The sequence below is a fragment of the Halogranum rubrum genome, from assembly GCF_900114455.1.
GTDB classification, from domain to species: domain Archaea; phylum Halobacteriota; class Halobacteria; order Halobacteriales; family Haloferacaceae; genus Halogranum; species Halogranum rubrum.
Genome location: NZ_FOTC01000003.1, coordinates 39,093 through 52,478, shown reverse-complemented (window position 1 = coordinate 52,478; position 13,386 = coordinate 39,093). Strand labels below are relative to the sequence as shown.

15 protein-coding genes are annotated in these 13,386 nt (G+C 63.6%); 7 read left to right on the top strand and 8 right to left on the bottom strand.

The features are described 5' to 3' along the window. Positions 1-67: 67 nt before the first annotated feature. Positions 68-730 carry an HVO_0476 family zinc finger protein gene (locus BM083_RS14145; RefSeq protein ID WP_089870150.1) on the bottom strand — a complete coding sequence of 221 codons (663 nt, stop codon included), beginning with the start codon at positions 728-730 and terminating at the stop codon, positions 68-70. 532 nt (positions 731-1,262) lie between these two features. Continuing rightward, positions 1,263-2,252: an aminopeptidase gene (locus tag BM083_RS14135; protein WP_089870148.1), complete on the bottom strand. Its 990-nt coding sequence runs from the start codon at positions 2,250-2,252 to the stop codon at positions 1,263-1,265. 198 nt (positions 2,253-2,450) lie between these two features. Between BM083_RS14135 and BM083_RS14130 the strand changes: the two genes are divergently transcribed. Next, the gene (locus tag BM083_RS14130; protein ID WP_089870147.1) at positions 2,451-3,524 is read left to right on the top strand and encodes a type II glyceraldehyde-3-phosphate dehydrogenase; all 1,074 of its coding nucleotides are present in this window, start codon (positions 2,451-2,453) and stop codon (positions 3,522-3,524) included. Positions 3,525-3,549: 25 nt separating this feature from the next. Here BM083_RS14130 and BM083_RS14125 read toward each other — a convergent pair whose 3' ends face one another. Further along, entirely contained in the window at positions 3,550-4,041 is a 492-nt protein-coding gene (locus BM083_RS14125) for a metallophosphoesterase (RefSeq protein ID WP_089870146.1), read from the bottom strand. 81 nt (positions 4,042-4,122) lie between these two features. On the opposite strand from BM083_RS14125, the gene BM083_RS14120 reads away from it, so the two are divergent. Then, on the top strand, positions 4,123-4,428 hold the full coding sequence (locus BM083_RS14120; protein ID WP_143085741.1) for a hypothetical protein: 306 nt from the start codon (positions 4,123-4,125) through the stop codon (positions 4,426-4,428). 9 nt (positions 4,429-4,437) lie between these two features. Here the strand turns inward: BM083_RS14120 and BM083_RS14115 are convergent, their stop codons facing one another. After that, positions 4,438-5,646, bottom strand: a complete 1,209-nt coding sequence (locus BM083_RS14115; RefSeq protein WP_089870144.1) for a phosphoglycerate kinase — start codon at positions 5,644-5,646, stop codon at positions 4,438-4,440. 181 nt (positions 5,647-5,827) lie between these two features. Next, positions 5,828-6,877 (bottom strand): type I glyceraldehyde-3-phosphate dehydrogenase, encoded by a 1,050-nt coding sequence (gene gap, locus BM083_RS14110; protein WP_089870143.1) that lies wholly within the window; start codon positions 6,875-6,877, stop codon positions 5,828-5,830. Between the two features lie 245 nt (positions 6,878-7,122). On the opposite strand from gap, the gene BM083_RS14105 reads away from it, so the two are divergent. Continuing rightward, positions 7,123-7,494 carry an Hsp20/alpha crystallin family protein gene (locus BM083_RS14105; RefSeq protein ID WP_009366667.1) on the top strand — a complete coding sequence of 124 codons (372 nt, stop codon included), beginning with the start codon at positions 7,123-7,125 and terminating at the stop codon, positions 7,492-7,494. Between the two features lie 74 nt (positions 7,495-7,568). On the opposite strand, the gene BM083_RS14100 is transcribed toward BM083_RS14105, so the two are convergent. Together BM083_RS14100 and BM083_RS14095 are read right to left on the bottom strand one after the other, a co-directional pair. Next, positions 7,569-8,444 (bottom strand): ATP-grasp domain-containing protein, encoded by an 876-nt coding sequence (locus BM083_RS14100; protein ID WP_089870142.1) that lies wholly within the window; start codon positions 8,442-8,444, stop codon positions 7,569-7,571. A gap of 45 nt (positions 8,445-8,489) precedes the next feature. Then, positions 8,490-9,020: a 50S ribosomal protein L16 gene (locus BM083_RS14095; protein ID WP_049893654.1), complete on the bottom strand. Its 531-nt coding sequence runs from the start codon at positions 9,018-9,020 to the stop codon at positions 8,490-8,492. 231 nt (positions 9,021-9,251) lie between these two features. Between BM083_RS14095 and BM083_RS14090 the strand changes: the two genes are divergently transcribed. Then, complete coding sequence (locus tag BM083_RS14090) at positions 9,252-9,929, top strand: type 1 glutamine amidotransferase (RefSeq protein ID WP_089870141.1); 678 nt, start codon at positions 9,252-9,254, stop codon at positions 9,927-9,929. Here BM083_RS14090 and nucS read toward each other — a convergent pair. Continuing rightward, a complete protein-coding gene (gene nucS, locus BM083_RS14085) occupies positions 9,918-10,733 on the bottom strand; it encodes an endonuclease NucS (RefSeq protein ID WP_089870140.1) in 816 nt (271 codons plus the stop codon). The two genes, BM083_RS14090 and nucS, sit on opposite strands and share 12 nt — an antisense overlap. A gap of 116 nt (positions 10,734-10,849) precedes the next feature. Between nucS and BM083_RS14080 the strand changes: the two genes are divergently transcribed. The 3 genes from BM083_RS14080 to BM083_RS14070 all read left to right on the top strand — a co-directional run bounded on the left by BM083_RS14080 (position 10,850) and on the right by BM083_RS14070 (position 13,323). Further along, the gene (locus BM083_RS14080) at positions 10,850-12,070 is read left to right on the top strand and encodes an MFS transporter (protein WP_089870139.1); all 1,221 of its coding nucleotides are present in this window, start codon (positions 10,850-10,852) and stop codon (positions 12,068-12,070) included. Positions 12,071-12,133: 63 nt separating this feature from the next. Next, entirely contained in the window at positions 12,134-12,589 is a 456-nt protein-coding gene (locus tag BM083_RS14075; protein ID WP_089870138.1) for a pyridoxamine 5'-phosphate oxidase family protein, read from the top strand. 83 nt (positions 12,590-12,672) lie between these two features. After that, the gene (locus tag BM083_RS14070) at positions 12,673-13,323 is read left to right on the top strand and encodes a hypothetical protein (protein WP_089870137.1); all 651 of its coding nucleotides are present in this window, start codon (positions 12,673-12,675) and stop codon (positions 13,321-13,323) included. The last annotated feature ends 63 nt before the right edge of the window (positions 13,324-13,386 follow it).

Sequence of the window (13,386 nt, the reverse complement as noted above, 5' to 3'; positions counted from 1 at the left end):
GCTCTGCGGTCGGTCGCTGCCGACAAAAATTGGCCACTCTCGCCGTTCGGTGGTGGGAGTTAGCGAATTACCACGCAGACCAGGCGGAACTGGTCTCGTCGCGGCCGTAGACGCGCTTTACGTCTTTCGCGTACACCATGTCGCCGTCTTGGTCGAACTGGTCGAACCGGTAGTTGCCCGCGTCGTCGCGGACTTGGATGGACTTGATGTAGAACTTCTCGTCGCCGAACTCCTCGGTCTCGCCCACGCGGAACTCGAAGTCACCCGGGACCTGCACCTTCAGACTCCGCGTCTCGTCGCGGCGGCCGTCTTTCGGGTTGACGGTGACGCCGACGGAAACGTTGTCGACGACGCGGGTCCAGATGGTGTCGACGTCTTCGACCTTCGACTCGTCGACGCGCTGTTCCTCGCCGACTTCGATGGAGGTGATGCGCACCTGCATGATGGCTTCGGGGGTGTCGACGATGAACTCCTCGCCGACAGCGATAGTCTCGTCCGGTGGGGCGTCGACGGTCGTTCGGATGGAGTCGCCCTCTTGGGAGACGATGACGTCCTTCTGGACCTCCTTCTCGATTTCGAGTTTCTCCTTGTGGACGTGGCTACATTCGGTACACCGGACGGTGACGTGACCGCCGGGTTTCAACACCTCGTGGACGGTCGCCTCGTAGGGCGAACACGACGGACACGACAGGGGGACGCGTTCGCCGGCGTCGGGGCCTGGATGGCTCATAACCGTGCATATCCGGTCACGCCGTAAAAACCCGCTCTTTGTGTGCTGGTGCGAGTGGGTGTGGCACGATGTTCACGAGCGTTTGCTGGAGTGTCCCGTCCCAGGGGCTGTCCGTCCCTTCGAATCGTCACTGGCGACGCTTCTGATTCCTCGAAATCCCACGCGTTCTCTTTCGGTGTCGTTGGGTCAGCAACTGCTTGGAAAGCCCACGCGTTCTCGACTCGGGGGCCTCGCTGCGCTCCTCACTCACTTCGCTCGCTGCGGTGCTTGCGTCGTCCACCTTCGCCGAGAACAGGGCGAGAGCTTCGCTCTCGCGAGCAACCGGAAGCAGAGCTTCCGGTGACGCGTCCCCTTTCAGGCCCGCCCACAGCCACATCCTCCCCACCCGACTGCGTTCCTCAGTCGCTTCGCTCCCTGCGGTACTCATCCCTCGCACGAGCATCTCGCGGCGACGAGACGCCGCGAAGCCACGCGCCACAGCAGGTGCTGTCGGTCGCAACCGGCCAAAAAGCCGACTCGTCAGCCTCTCTATCTACGGCTTCGGCAACTCGATTTCCTCCCCATCCGCGTACACCGTCGGCTCTTTCAAAATCCCGTCCAGATGCAGCGGCGCGTCCGTGTCGCCGCCGATTCCCGCGTCGTCGCCGATGGCGATGTGGACCGTGCCGGCGGCTTTCTCGTCGAGGAGGACCGACCCGACGAGTTCGTCGACGCCGACGTTCGTACCGATACCGAGTTCCGCGAGGTTGTAGGCGTCCTGTCCGACTTCTTCGGCGGCCGTCTCGACCTGTTCGCGCACTTCGTCGTCGCTGATGGAGGTGACGTAGCCGTCTTCCACCTCGAAACGGAGTTGTTGGCCGTCCGTTAAGAGACCGTAGGGCATCATCGTCCCGTCGACGACGTAGGTCCCGTTCACGTCTTCGGGACTCACGAACACCTCACCTGCGGGGAGGTTCGAGAACTGCCCCGGTTCGTGGACCATACCGGTGTCGGCGAACCACTCGCGGTCGCCCGGTGTGAAGGTGATATCCGTGCCTTCGGGCGTGGTGACGCGAATCTCGTCGGCATCCTCGACCTGTGCGAGGACGTCGTCACAGTGCTGTTTAATCGCGCGGTAATCGGCGTCTAACCCGACGAGCATGACCTCTTCTGTGATGCCGGGAAGGGTGGCCCCACGAGCACCTGCGTCGTTCGCGTTTCCGCGTGCGCGGGTGTGGCTGAGGCTCTTCGTCGTCGGTGCGAGAAAGACGTCGGTGTTCCGCATTGCGGCGGCGACGGGTTCCGGTGGCTCTTCGCCGTGCTGGGTCCCCGGTGGATAGCGGACGATGGTCACGTCGTCGGTTACCTCGCTGGCAACCTCGTACAGTGCCTCGCCGATGGGTCGGCGCTTGTCGTCCGTGATAATCGCACAACTCTCGTCGGCGTGGAGGTTCATACACTGCCGGATAGCCGTCTCTGCGGCGTCACGGAGCGTCGCGTCGACGTGGTCGCTCGTATCGTTCGTATCGTTCGTCTCACTCATACACGGGGAGTGTGCGTGGCAGGTTTAGGCTGTTCCGCTCGCACTCGATACGTCGCTGCGTGCCACGAGGTAACGTGACAGTCGCAGAGCCGTTACCCGGATTCGTAAAAATTCACGTCCGTTACTCGCCGCGGAGTTAATTTCTGCACACTTAGACCCGGAATAACTATCTATCTTCGTGGTCCAGAGACGGACGAAATGATCAAGGTCGGCGTAAACGGATACGGGACAATCGGGAAGCGAGTTGCAGACGCCGTCCGGGCACAGCCCGACATGAAACTCGTCGGTGTCGCGAAGACCCGCCCGAACTACGAAGCCGAAGCCGCCGTTCGCAAGGGATACCCTCTCTACGCGGCGATTCCCGAGAAGTCCGACGCCTTCCGGAACGCAGGTATCGATCTCGCCGGTGAAATCGACGACCTCGTCATGCAGTCCGACGTCGTCGTCGACTGCACGCCCTCCGGCATCGGCGAACAGAACCGCGAACTCTACCGCCGCTACGACACTCGCGCGCTCTTCCAAGGCGGCGAGAGCGCCGATGCCGTCGACGCGAGTTTCAACGCCCGCGCCAACTACGACGTCGCCCGCAACGACGACGTCCAGTTCGTCCGCGTCGTCTCCTGTAACACGACCGGTCTCTCCCGACTCATGGCCCCGCTCGACGAGGCGTTCGGCGTCGAGAAGGCACGCATCACCCTCATCCGCCGCGGCGGCGACCCGGCCGACGCGTCTCGTGGACCCATCAACGACATCCTCCCCGACCCGGTTACGGTTCCCTCCCACCACGGTCCCGACGTCAACACCATCCTCCCCGACCTGAACATCGACACCGTCGGCGTGAAGGTTCCTGCGACCCTGATGCACCTCCACAGCGTCAACGTCACGCTCTCGGAGGCACCGTCCGTCGACGAGGTCCGAGACCTTCTCCACGAGGAGTCTCGACTGTTCCTCGTCCCCGACATCGCGGGCATCGGCGGCACCGGTCAACTCAAGGAGTTCGCGATGGACACGGGTCGTCCGCGCGGTGACCTCTGGGAGAACTGTATCTGGGACGAGTCGCTCTCCGTGGAAGACAACGACCTGTATCTCTTCCAGTCCATCCACCAGGAGTCCGACGTCATCCCGGAGAACGTCGACGCCATCCGCGCGATTATGGACGCGGCCGACCAACAGGAGAGCATGGAAAAGACCGACGAGAACCTCGGCGTCGGCCTCGAGAGCGTCTTCGGCGGCGTCCGCAAGCGTATCACGCCGCGCAACGCCGACGACTGAACGGTCTCGACTGCCTCGCCTGAGCTCACTCGATTTTCTGCAGCTCGACGTCACCCGTCTCCGTGTCGAGCGTCGCGACGGAGTACTCGTCGTCCGCCGCCGGAATCGGAAGCCCACCGGGGTTGACGTGGACGGTTCCCTCACGCTCTTCGTGGACTCGTTGGTGAGTGTGTCCCCGGAAGACGTAGTCGTAGTCGCCACAGGAGACGAGTGCGTCGACGAGGCCCTCACTCGTCCCGTGGTAGACGGCGACGTCGACGCCGTCGAACTCCAGTGCGCCCATCTCACCGAGATAGGTTCCGAACCCACCGACGACGTTCTGGAGGTTCCACTCGCCGTCGTTGTTGCCGCGAACGGCGTAGAAGTCGAACTCCGTATCGAACGGCGTCGCCGAGAAGGGCGAGACGATGTCGCCGCAGTGGACCACGGCGTCGACGTCCTGTTCGGTGAAGTAGTCGACAGCGGCGTTCACGATGTCGAGGTTGTCGTGCGTGTCTGAGCAGATGCCGACGAGCATAGCTGTCCTTTCGGTGGGCCCATAATCAACACGTCGCCGACCAGAAGAGTGAGGTGGTGGCGCTCGGCAGGGTTCGGTGAGATGCCCTCCAGCGATTCAGTGGACACCGACGACGCGGGCGACAGACGGAACGACCCGATCGGTGAGTTTCTCGACTCCGGGCCTTCCACGGTCCTCGGTGCCAGCGCTAATGTTCTCGTCGGTGCAGCCCTCGTCGGGATGACAACGTACGAAGCGAGTCTGACTCTCGCAGTTCGTGCATCCGGTCGCTATCCCGACGGCGAGGCTCTCGGCGCCCTCTTCACACTCGTCGTGTTCGCAGTCGGCGTCGTGTTTCTCGTCGACGGTGCAGCCAGTATCTTCGCCGAAAAACAGTCGTCAGAGTGACGAGACGGCTCAGTTCTCCTGCAGCAGTTCCACCGCAGGCAGCGACTCACCGGTCAGCGCACGGATGTACGCTCCACCCGCAATCGACACGTGCGAGAAGTCGTCTTCGCTCATGCCGTACATCTCGATTGCGCGGGAGGTGTCGCCGCCGCCGACGACGGAGAAGCAGTCTGTATCGGCGATAGCTTCCAGCACGCCCGTGGTGCCGGTGGCGAACCGCTCGTCCTCGAACAGGCCGAGTGCGCCTTTCACGAAGACGGCCTCGGAGTCGTGGATGTACGGCGTGTACGTCGCCACGGTGTCGCTGCCGACGTCGAGGTAGGCGGTGTCTTTCTCGGTGATGCTTGCGACCGGAATCTCGGCGCGTTCGTCGTTCTCGTCCTCGAACGCGAGGTCCGTCGCGAGCACGATTTGGTCGCCCTTCTCGTCGAGGACGTTCCGAATCGTCTCCTCGTTTTTCTCCCACTGCTCGTCGAAGAGGTTCATCCCCTCCAAGTCGTAGCCGACGTCGTGGCCGTCGGCGCGGAGGAAGAGTTCGCCCGCAATTCCTCCAAGCAGGAACTGGTCGACTTTCTCGTCGAGGGCGTTCATCACGCCGATGACGTCAGTCGCCTTCGTCCCGCCGACGACCATCGTCACGTCGCCGTCGAACTCCCGGGTCGCAATCGAGGAGTTCGCCTCGTACTCGGACTCCATGACACGACCCGCGTACGAGGGGAGGACGAGCGGGAAGCCGACGAGCGAGGCGTGTTTGCGGTGTGCCGCCGAGTAGGCGTCGTTGACGTAGGCGTCGAACTCCTCGGAGAGCGTCTTGACGAATGCCGTCTCGGCCTTCGTCTCGGGGTCCTCTTCCGGTAGCTCCTCGTCGACCATCCGGGTGTTTTCGAGGAGAAGCACGTCGCCGCCCTCCAGCGAGCGAATCGCGTCGAGCGCGTCGTCACCGTAGGTGTCGGCGACGAACTCTACATCCATTCCGATGTGTCCCGCGAGGATGTCGGCGTGCTGTTCCAGTGAGACGAAGTCGTCGTCACCCGGGCGACCTTGGTGGGCCATCAGGACGACTCTGTGGTCGTTCTCGGCGAGTTCCTTGACCGTCGTCGCGTGGCGGTCGAACCGGCGGTTGTCCTGTACTTCGCCGTCTTCGACCGGCGAGTTGAGGTCGAGGCGTACGAGCACGCGCTGTCCGGATTCGAGGTCGTCGAGCGTCTTGAACGTCATCACGCGGCGAGACGCGGGCGAGTCACTTAGTGGGTACGAAGCGGGCGAACGGTGTGTTGGGGTCGGGCAAGTTCGATGGTCTCAGTTAGGCTACGCACTCGACTCCGGAGCGGACTGCTGTCGCTCCGTCGCTGGGAAAAAAGCGAAAGTACCGAACTGGGCGCGACGCGTCTCGCGGGAGTTACTCGTCGATGACGTACGCGGCCATGTCGAGCATGCGGCACGAGAAGCCGTACTCGTTGTCGTACCACGTCAGAATCTTCGCCATCTCGCCGTCGTTGACGATGTTCGTGGACTGGAGGTCGACGGTCGAAGAGAACGGCCATCCGAGGATGTCCGAGGAGACGACTTCGTCGTCGGTGTAGCCCAGTACGCCCGCAAGTTCGTTGTCGGCGGCGTCGCGGAACGCCTCGTTGATGTCCTCTGCGCTCGGGTTGCCGTCGAGGTCGACGACGAGTTCCGTGATGGAACCGTTCGGGACAGGAACACGGATGGCCATCCCGTCGAGTTTGCCGTCGAGTTGAGGCAGAATCTCGGTGGCGGCCTGTGCGGCACCGGTCGAGGTCGGAACGATGTTCTCGGCGGCGGCGCGGCCACGGCGAGTCTTGCCCTTCGGGCCGTCGATGAGGCTCTGACTGCCCGTGTAGGCGTGAACCGTCGTGAGCAGGCCGGAGTTGATGCCGAACTCTTCGTCGAGTACCTTCGCCACCGGCGTCACGCTGTTGGTCGTACAGGAGGCGTTGGAGACGACGTCCTCGCCGTCGTACTCGTCGTGGTTGACACCGTAGACGAGTTGCTTGACGGGCTTGTCACCCTTCGGCGGGGCCGAGATGACGACCTTGTCTGCGCCGCCTTTGAGGTGCTCGCTCGCGTCGTCTTTCGTCCGGAAGATGCCCGTACACTCCAGGGCAACGTCGACGTCCAGTTCGTCCCACGGCAGTTCGGCGGGACTCTGCTCGTTGTAGAGCGGGACCGACGTTCCCTCGATAGTGAGGTGGCCGTCTTCGAGTTCGACGCCGTCGAGTCGACCCATGACGGTGTCGTACTTGGCGAGATACGCCATGTCCTCGAAGTCCATCACGTCGTTGATGCCCGCGAGTTCGATGCGCGGGTCGTCCATGACCGCGCGGAAGACGTTACGTCCGATACGTCCGAAACCGTTCAGGCCGACACGAACGACCTCCTCCTCGTCGACGCTGTCGCCCGCGTTCAGGTGCGATTTTTCACTCATATGTGAGTTAGTTACGTTCAAACTATTAAAACCCGCCCGTTTATCGCTTTCGGATGGGCAGGTGTGTAATCGATATTCGAGTTAGTTCGTCTCGTCAGCCGCCTGGGAACCGCCGAGTGCGGTATCGATACTGACGGTTCGCGGCGACTGTGCACAGTTCTTGTGGCCTCGATAGCAACTATGGGTATCGTGCACAGATACCATGTTTCAGAAAGCTTTTGAGCGCGAGTGGCATACCATGGCACATGGATAGAGACGACCGCGACGATCCGTTCGACAACATCTTCAACGAGATTGAACGGATGATGAACGGCATGACGGGTGGCGCGCGCGACCAGAGCGGGTTCGCCACCGAAACCCACGTCGACGTCTTCGACGAAGGTGATGTCATCCGACTCGTCGCGGACCTTCCCGGTGTCGACAAGGACGCCATCGAACTCAAATGCGACGGCGAAGTGCTGACCATCAGCGCCGCCTCAGACCGCCGCGAGTACGACGAACGTATCCGACTCCCCGCGCGCGTAGACGAACACTCTGCGAAGGCGTCGTTCAACAACGGCGTCCTCCAGGTCACCTTAGACCGCATCGAGGACTCGGCGGCTATCGACGTCGAATAGTCGAGTAACTTCGGTGCGTTCTCTGTCCGTTCCTCTCACACGGCGAGCAACTGCCACCCGCTTTTCTCTCCCGACTACGCCGTCCGCTCTGCCGTACGCTTCACGAGACCCGCTAACGTGTCGTAGAACCCCGGTTCGTACTTCGTTGCCGTGTCGATGGTCGGCCGAGCGTTCGTCTCGTTGACGACGAGGCGGTCTTCGGTCTCCAGCAGGTCGACACCGAGATACGGGATGTCCAGCACCTCGGCCGCGCGTTCGGCCAGTCGACGGTGTTCGTCCGGTAAGTCGACACCGACGGCCTCCGCGCCGCGGTGGACGTTGTGTTTCCACCGTCCCTCTGCGAGCGCGTCTTCCGGGAGACGCCGTTCGACGGCCCCGACGAACTCGCCGTCGACGACCATCGCCCGATAGTCGCGGGCGTCGGGGAGATACTCTTGGAGGAGATACGACCGGTCGCTCGTCGCCTTGTAGTCGTGCAAGAGGTCGAGATAGTCGACGACACCGAGCACCGAATCGAGGTCTGATGCCTTCGCGATGCCGATTCCTCTGGTGGTGGAGTTCGGTTTGACGACCACCGGGCGCTCGAACACGTCGAGTGCCTCGACCACGTCGCGCTCGCCGACGGGGTTCGACACCATCGTCGTCTGCGGGACGGGAACGTCGGCCTGTGAGAGTGCGGCAACGACACCGGCTTTGTTTCGGGAGGTGAGAATCGCTTCTCGACCATTTACCCACGGGACGTCGAGGAACGCGTCGACGGCACCGCCCTCCATCAGTCGTGAGGGGTAGACGAAGCCCACGTCTGTGTCGGGCCACGAGTCACCGTGGTCGGTCAACGCGAGCGTCCGCTCTTTCGCTTGCACGTGGACGACGTCGACACCGCGCTCGGCGAGTGGGTCACGCATCCGCTCGAACGTCTCCGCGCGGGTGGTAACCGCGAGGCGTAGCATACGCTACGGGAGTAGCGGAAGGAGAAAAACGGGACGGATTGCCGTCTAGGAGACGAGCAGTTCTTCGCCCTTCTCGACGACGATGCGGCACGGCGGCGACATCTTGTTGTAGGCACGGCGGAACGCGTCTTTGACCGTCTCGGCGTCCTCGGGGTTGCAGTAGGCCGTGAAGATTGCGCCGTTACGCGGGACACGGGCGGCAGTGCCGACCGGTTTCCCGAACGACTGGCGCATCCCGTCGGAGACACGGTCCGCACCCGCACCCGTCGCCTGCTTGTTCTCACGCAGGACGTGGTGGGGGAACTTGCGGAGCACCATCTTGTAGTTCGGCTGGCCGACGTGCTTCAGAAGCAGGCGGTTGGCCGACAGTCGTGCCGCTTCGAGCGAGCCGTGACGAATCTGACACTGCTCCTCGATACGGAGACTGATCTGGACCGGGTAGTCCTCGGGTCCAGTCTGCAGGTTACCCATGTTGTGCTGTGCGATTTTCGAGCCGGGAATGCCCGTGATGTACTCCTTTCGCGTGTACGGGCGATTGTCGATATCCCGGTACATGGAGGCCGGTTTGTCTGACATGGTTACTTGTTCAGGAAAACGCCGACTCCGTGAATAAAGCCTTCGATACAGTCCCTCGGTCTCGCGCCCTGTGAGGGCCTCACACTCGGGTTTGAGAGGGTACGACAGACTGGCGTGTCGACTCGATGAGACGAGCCGGTGTCTCCAGCACCGCCACCGTCGCGTCCAACCGACCGACCAGCCCTGCCGACGACACCCGAGTTTATCAGCCCGTACCGTCAACAGGGACCGATGCTCCTCGTGCTGGAGAACGAAGTCGACCGCGACAAACGCTACTTCGTCCCCGAAATTTCTCGCCATCTGCCCGAACACCGCGTCCACGACGTGGCTCACGGCGACGTTCCCAAGATTGACGACGTCGGCGAACTCGCCGGAGTCACCGGCGACGACGAGTCAGAACTCGACGGCGTGATTCTCAGCGGTAGCACTGCGGGCGTCTACGAGTCCAGCGACTACCCGTGGATGGACGACCTCCGGACGCTCGTGCGCTCGCTCGTCGACGCCGAGATTCCCACACTCGGCGTCTGCTTCGGCCACCAACTCGCCAACGACGCACTCGGTGGGTCGGTCGAACACCGCGGTCTCACCGCCGAACTCGTCGACGCCGAACTCGCAGACGACCCGCTGTTCGACGGCGTCTCCTCGACCCTTCCGATGGTCCACGGCGACCACGTCACCGAACTGGGCGAGAGGATGGAACCCATCGCCTCGGCCGACTACTACCCGTACCTCGGAAGTCGCCACGAGGACGCGCCGCTCTGGACCGTCCAGTACCATCCGGAGTTCACCGACCGCCTACTTCCCCGCATCGCCGACGACTTCGGCTGGGAGGGGTCCAGAGACTTCTCGGCCGTCACCGTCGAGCGGACGTTCGAGAACTTCGCGCGACTCGCCGGGTCAGACGTCTGAGTCGTCCTCGTCCGCCGTCTCCTTCTCGTCTTCTGCCTCCGAGTCACTCACTACGTCTCCCGACGCTTCGTCTTCCGGAGGCTGCCCCGTATCTGGGTCGAGCGCGACGAACTCTAACCCTTGTTCGGCGAGGAGCGCACTCGTCCGGTCTGTCACCGACGGTGCGACGAGAATCCCGCGAACCTCGACCCCGTCGCCCAACTCGCGGTGGAGCGCTTCGACGTACCGCTGGAGTTGACTCGCCGCCGAGGGACCGACTCGGCGACGTTTCAACTCGACGACGACGGGCACGTCGTCTCGGTCCTTCCCGTAGATGTCCATCGGTCCGGCCGTGCTCTCGCGTTCCGTCTCCAGCGGTGTGAACCCCGGTTCGACGAGCGACGGATCACCGAGGATGTGCTGACGGAGGTCCTCCTCACTCCCCTGGAGGTCGAGGTCGCGCCCGCCGGTCACGGAGAGTGCCGAAAATTGGTGAATCTGCTCGAAGTCGACGTCGAGCGTCTCTGTCGGTGTCTGTCGCGTCCCCCGGATACGGAGTCGGCCGTCGCGGACGCTCGCGTGGTGTTCGCAGCCAGGGGGTTGCCAGTTGACCGGGGTGCGCTTCTCGTCGGTGTGGACCAGCGTCGACCCGTCGGGTTTGAGGATGACGAGGCGGTTGCCCGGTCCGAGCGTACTCGACGCTCGCCCGTCGTAGTCGACGGTACAGCGACCGAAGACGGTGATGAGGTCGCCACGCTCGAACGCCTCTTCGAGTGCCCAGAGCGTCTCGCGGTGTGTCGGTCGGTGGAGCGTCGTCGCGTGCATCGGGTGCCGTCGAGCGATTGGAGACCCGCGGGTAAAAGCGACGCGTCCGACTGGGTCGGCTACAGAACCCACAGACACCTCACAGACCTTTGCCCTCTCGCGACGAGAGACAGACGATGACTCGGCCGGTGGGCGACAGGTGGCGAGCACTCGCACTGATAGCGACGGCCGAACTGTTCGTGATGGCGCTGTGGTTCAGTGCGTCGGCCGTCGCCCCCGAACTCGCCGAGATGTGGGGACTCACGAGCGTCGAGACGGCGTGGCTCACTAACGCCGTCCAACTGGGGTTCGTCGTCGGCGCACTCCTCTCGGCGCTCTTGACGCTCTCGGATACGATACGACCTCGGCACCTCGTCGCCGCGTCTGCGCTCGTCGGTGCGGCGGCGACGGCGACGCTGGCGGTTGTCGTCGACGGCGCGCTTCCGGCAATCGTGCTTCGGTTCGTCACCGGTGTCGCCCTCGCGGGCGTCTACCCACCCGGGATGAAACTACTCGCTGGTTGGTTCCAGCGTGGACGCGGACTCGCCATCGGGACGCTCGTCGGCGCACTCACCGTCGGGTCGGCGCTCCCGCATCTCTTGCGAGCAGTCGGTGGCGTCGGTCAACCGCGGACCGTGCTTCTCGGTGCGGCCGCACTCGCGACTGTCGGCGCGCTCCTCGCATTGTTCGTCGAGCCCGGTCCGTACCAGTCGCCTGCCGCTCCGTTCGACCCGTTGGCGGTGAGACGCCTCCTCGGCAACCGAAGCGCACTGCTCGCCAACGTAGGCTACTTCGGACACATGTGGGAACTCTACGCCGTGTGGACGTGGGTTCCGGTGTATCTCGCGACCAGCGTCGACGCTGGCGGGTCTCCCTCGGTCGACCCCTCGCTCGTCTCGCTCGTCGCGTTCGCCACCATCGCCGTCGGCGGCGCAGGGGCGATACTCGCGGGCCTCGCCGCCGACCGTTTGGGCCGAACGACGCTCACGAGTGCGAGCATGGTCGTCAGCGGCGGTTGCTGTGTCGCCGCCGGGTTCCTCTTCGGCACCTCACTCACCCTGCTCGTTCCCTTCGTCCTCGTCTGGGGGTTCACCATCGTCGCCGACTCCGCGCAGTTCTCGGCGGCGCTCTCGGAACTCGCCGAAGGGAGCTACGTCGGCACCGCGTTGACGTTACAGACCGCCGTCGGCTTCCTGCTCACTATCGGGTCGATTCAACTCGTCCCCGTCGTCGCGGCGGCGTTCGGATGGCGCTGGGCGTTCGCTCCGCTCGCAGTCGGTCCGCTGGTCGGCACACTCGCGATGCTCAGACTACGGACGCTCCCCGACGCCGAGAAACTCGCTGGCGGGCGCGGATGACTCGCATTCTCGCCTACTGAGAACTGTTGACACGATTATATCCACACGGTACGTATCTCGTCTATGCCTTCCGATACGTTCGCCGGACTGCAAGGAATCGAGATGAGCGCCGACGAGGCCGAGGACGTCCTCCGTCGACAGGGGTTCGGTGTCCTCTCGCTCGCCCGAGATAGCGAGGCCTACGGCATTCCTATCTCGTTCGGTTACGACGGCGAGAATCTCTACTTCGTCCTACTGCGGCCGGGCGAGGAGAGCAAGAAAGAGGCGTTCCTGCGCGAGACGGAGACGGCGAGTTTCCTCGTCTACGACGTCGCCGACAAACACGATTGGCAGAGCGTCATCGTCACTGGCCGTGCCGAACCGGTCGACGACGACGAGTGGCCGGCCGTTCGCGACGCACTCGACGCCAACGCGTGGTTCCCGAGTCTCTTCTCCGAGACCGAACCGATGCAAGACATCCTCGGTTGGAAGTTCGTCGTCAGCGAGATATCCGGACAGCGGTCCGGTGGGTCGGCGTAATCCACGTCGCGTCCGGACCACCGCCACTCTACTGAAGCCGCGTTCAGCGAACGCTTTTGTCCGCCTTCTGCGACGGAGACACCATGGTCTCGACCCGTCTCTTTCACCTCCACTACAACACGCCCGACGTCGATAGTCTCGAAACGGCGCTCGCCGACACCGGTATCCCGCTCGCTCGTCGGTTTGGCTGGGACGACGGTGAGTTCACGTCACTCGCACCGGACGACCCGATTCCCGAGGCGTGGAAGCTTCGACTCGAAACCCTCCAAACCGGTGCGGTCAACCTCACGCTCGCTCCCGGTCGGCAGTTCCGGTTCGACCATCTCGGCGTCGTCACCTCGGCGTTCGACGCCGTCGTCAGCCGAGTCCGTCGTACCGACGACTGGAGTATCCGCGACGCCGACGGCCGCCGGCCGTTCGTCATGACGCCGTGGGGGTTCCGCGTGGAACTCCACCCGGAAGACGGAGACGTCCCGGCCGAACTCGGGTCGTGGGACGTCGCTCGACTCACGGAGACCCGACTCGTCGTTCCGAACGACGAGGTTCAGAGCGTCCGATGCGGCTTACAGTCCGTCTTCGGAGGCGTCTCTGGTCTCGTCGTCGAAGCGGGTGACGTCGACAGGCCGACCGTTCCGTCGTTCACCGTCGTCGGCGACGCCTTCTCTGCTTCTCGAACCGTCGACGTCTCGGCACTCACATCGACGGACGACTCGGCGTTCGACGCTGACCTGTAGTGTGGCTACGCTCTCGTCGGGAGACCACCCGCTGCTTCGACTCTGGACGGTCTGCTGCTCGGG

Bases quoted from the DNA above. Each gene is read 5' to 3' on its own strand.
- BM083_RS14145 (WP_089870150.1), bottom strand. From the start codon at position 730: ATGAGCCATCCAGGCCCCGACGCCGGCGAACGCGTCCCCCTGTCGTGT.
- BM083_RS14135 (WP_089870148.1), bottom strand. From the start codon at position 2,252: ATGAGTGAGACGAACGATACGAACGATACGAGCGACCACGTCGACGCG.
- BM083_RS14130 (WP_089870147.1), top strand. From the start codon at position 2,451: ATGATCAAGGTCGGCGTAAACGGATACGGGACAATCGGGAAGCGAGTT.
- BM083_RS14125 (WP_089870146.1), bottom strand. From the start codon at position 4,041: ATGCTCGTCGGCATCTGCTCAGACACGCACGACAACCTCGACATCGTG.
- BM083_RS14120 (WP_143085741.1), top strand. From the start codon at position 4,123: ATGCCCTCCAGCGATTCAGTGGACACCGACGACGCGGGCGACAGACGG.
- BM083_RS14115 (WP_089870144.1), bottom strand. From the start codon at position 5,646: ATGACGTTCAAGACGCTCGACGACCTCGAATCCGGACAGCGCGTGCTC.
- gap (WP_089870143.1), bottom strand. From the start codon at position 6,877: ATGAGTGAAAAATCGCACCTGAACGCGGGCGACAGCGTCGACGAGGAG.
- BM083_RS14105 (WP_009366667.1), top strand. From the start codon at position 7,123: ATGGATAGAGACGACCGCGACGATCCGTTCGACAACATCTTCAACGAG.
- BM083_RS14100 (WP_089870142.1), bottom strand. From the start codon at position 8,444: ATGCTACGCCTCGCGGTTACCACCCGCGCGGAGACGTTCGAGCGGATG.
- BM083_RS14095 (WP_049893654.1), bottom strand. From the start codon at position 9,020: ATGTCAGACAAACCGGCCTCCATGTACCGGGATATCGACAATCGCCCG.
- BM083_RS14090 (WP_089870141.1), top strand. From the start codon at position 9,252: ATGCTCCTCGTGCTGGAGAACGAAGTCGACCGCGACAAACGCTACTTC.
- nucS (WP_089870140.1), bottom strand. From the start codon at position 10,733: ATGCACGCGACGACGCTCCACCGACCGACACACCGCGAGACGCTCTGG.
- BM083_RS14080 (WP_089870139.1), top strand. From the start codon at position 10,850: ATGACTCGGCCGGTGGGCGACAGGTGGCGAGCACTCGCACTGATAGCG.
- BM083_RS14075 (WP_089870138.1), top strand. From the start codon at position 12,134: ATGCCTTCCGATACGTTCGCCGGACTGCAAGGAATCGAGATGAGCGCC.
- BM083_RS14070 (WP_089870137.1), top strand. From the start codon at position 12,673: ATGGTCTCGACCCGTCTCTTTCACCTCCACTACAACACGCCCGACGTC.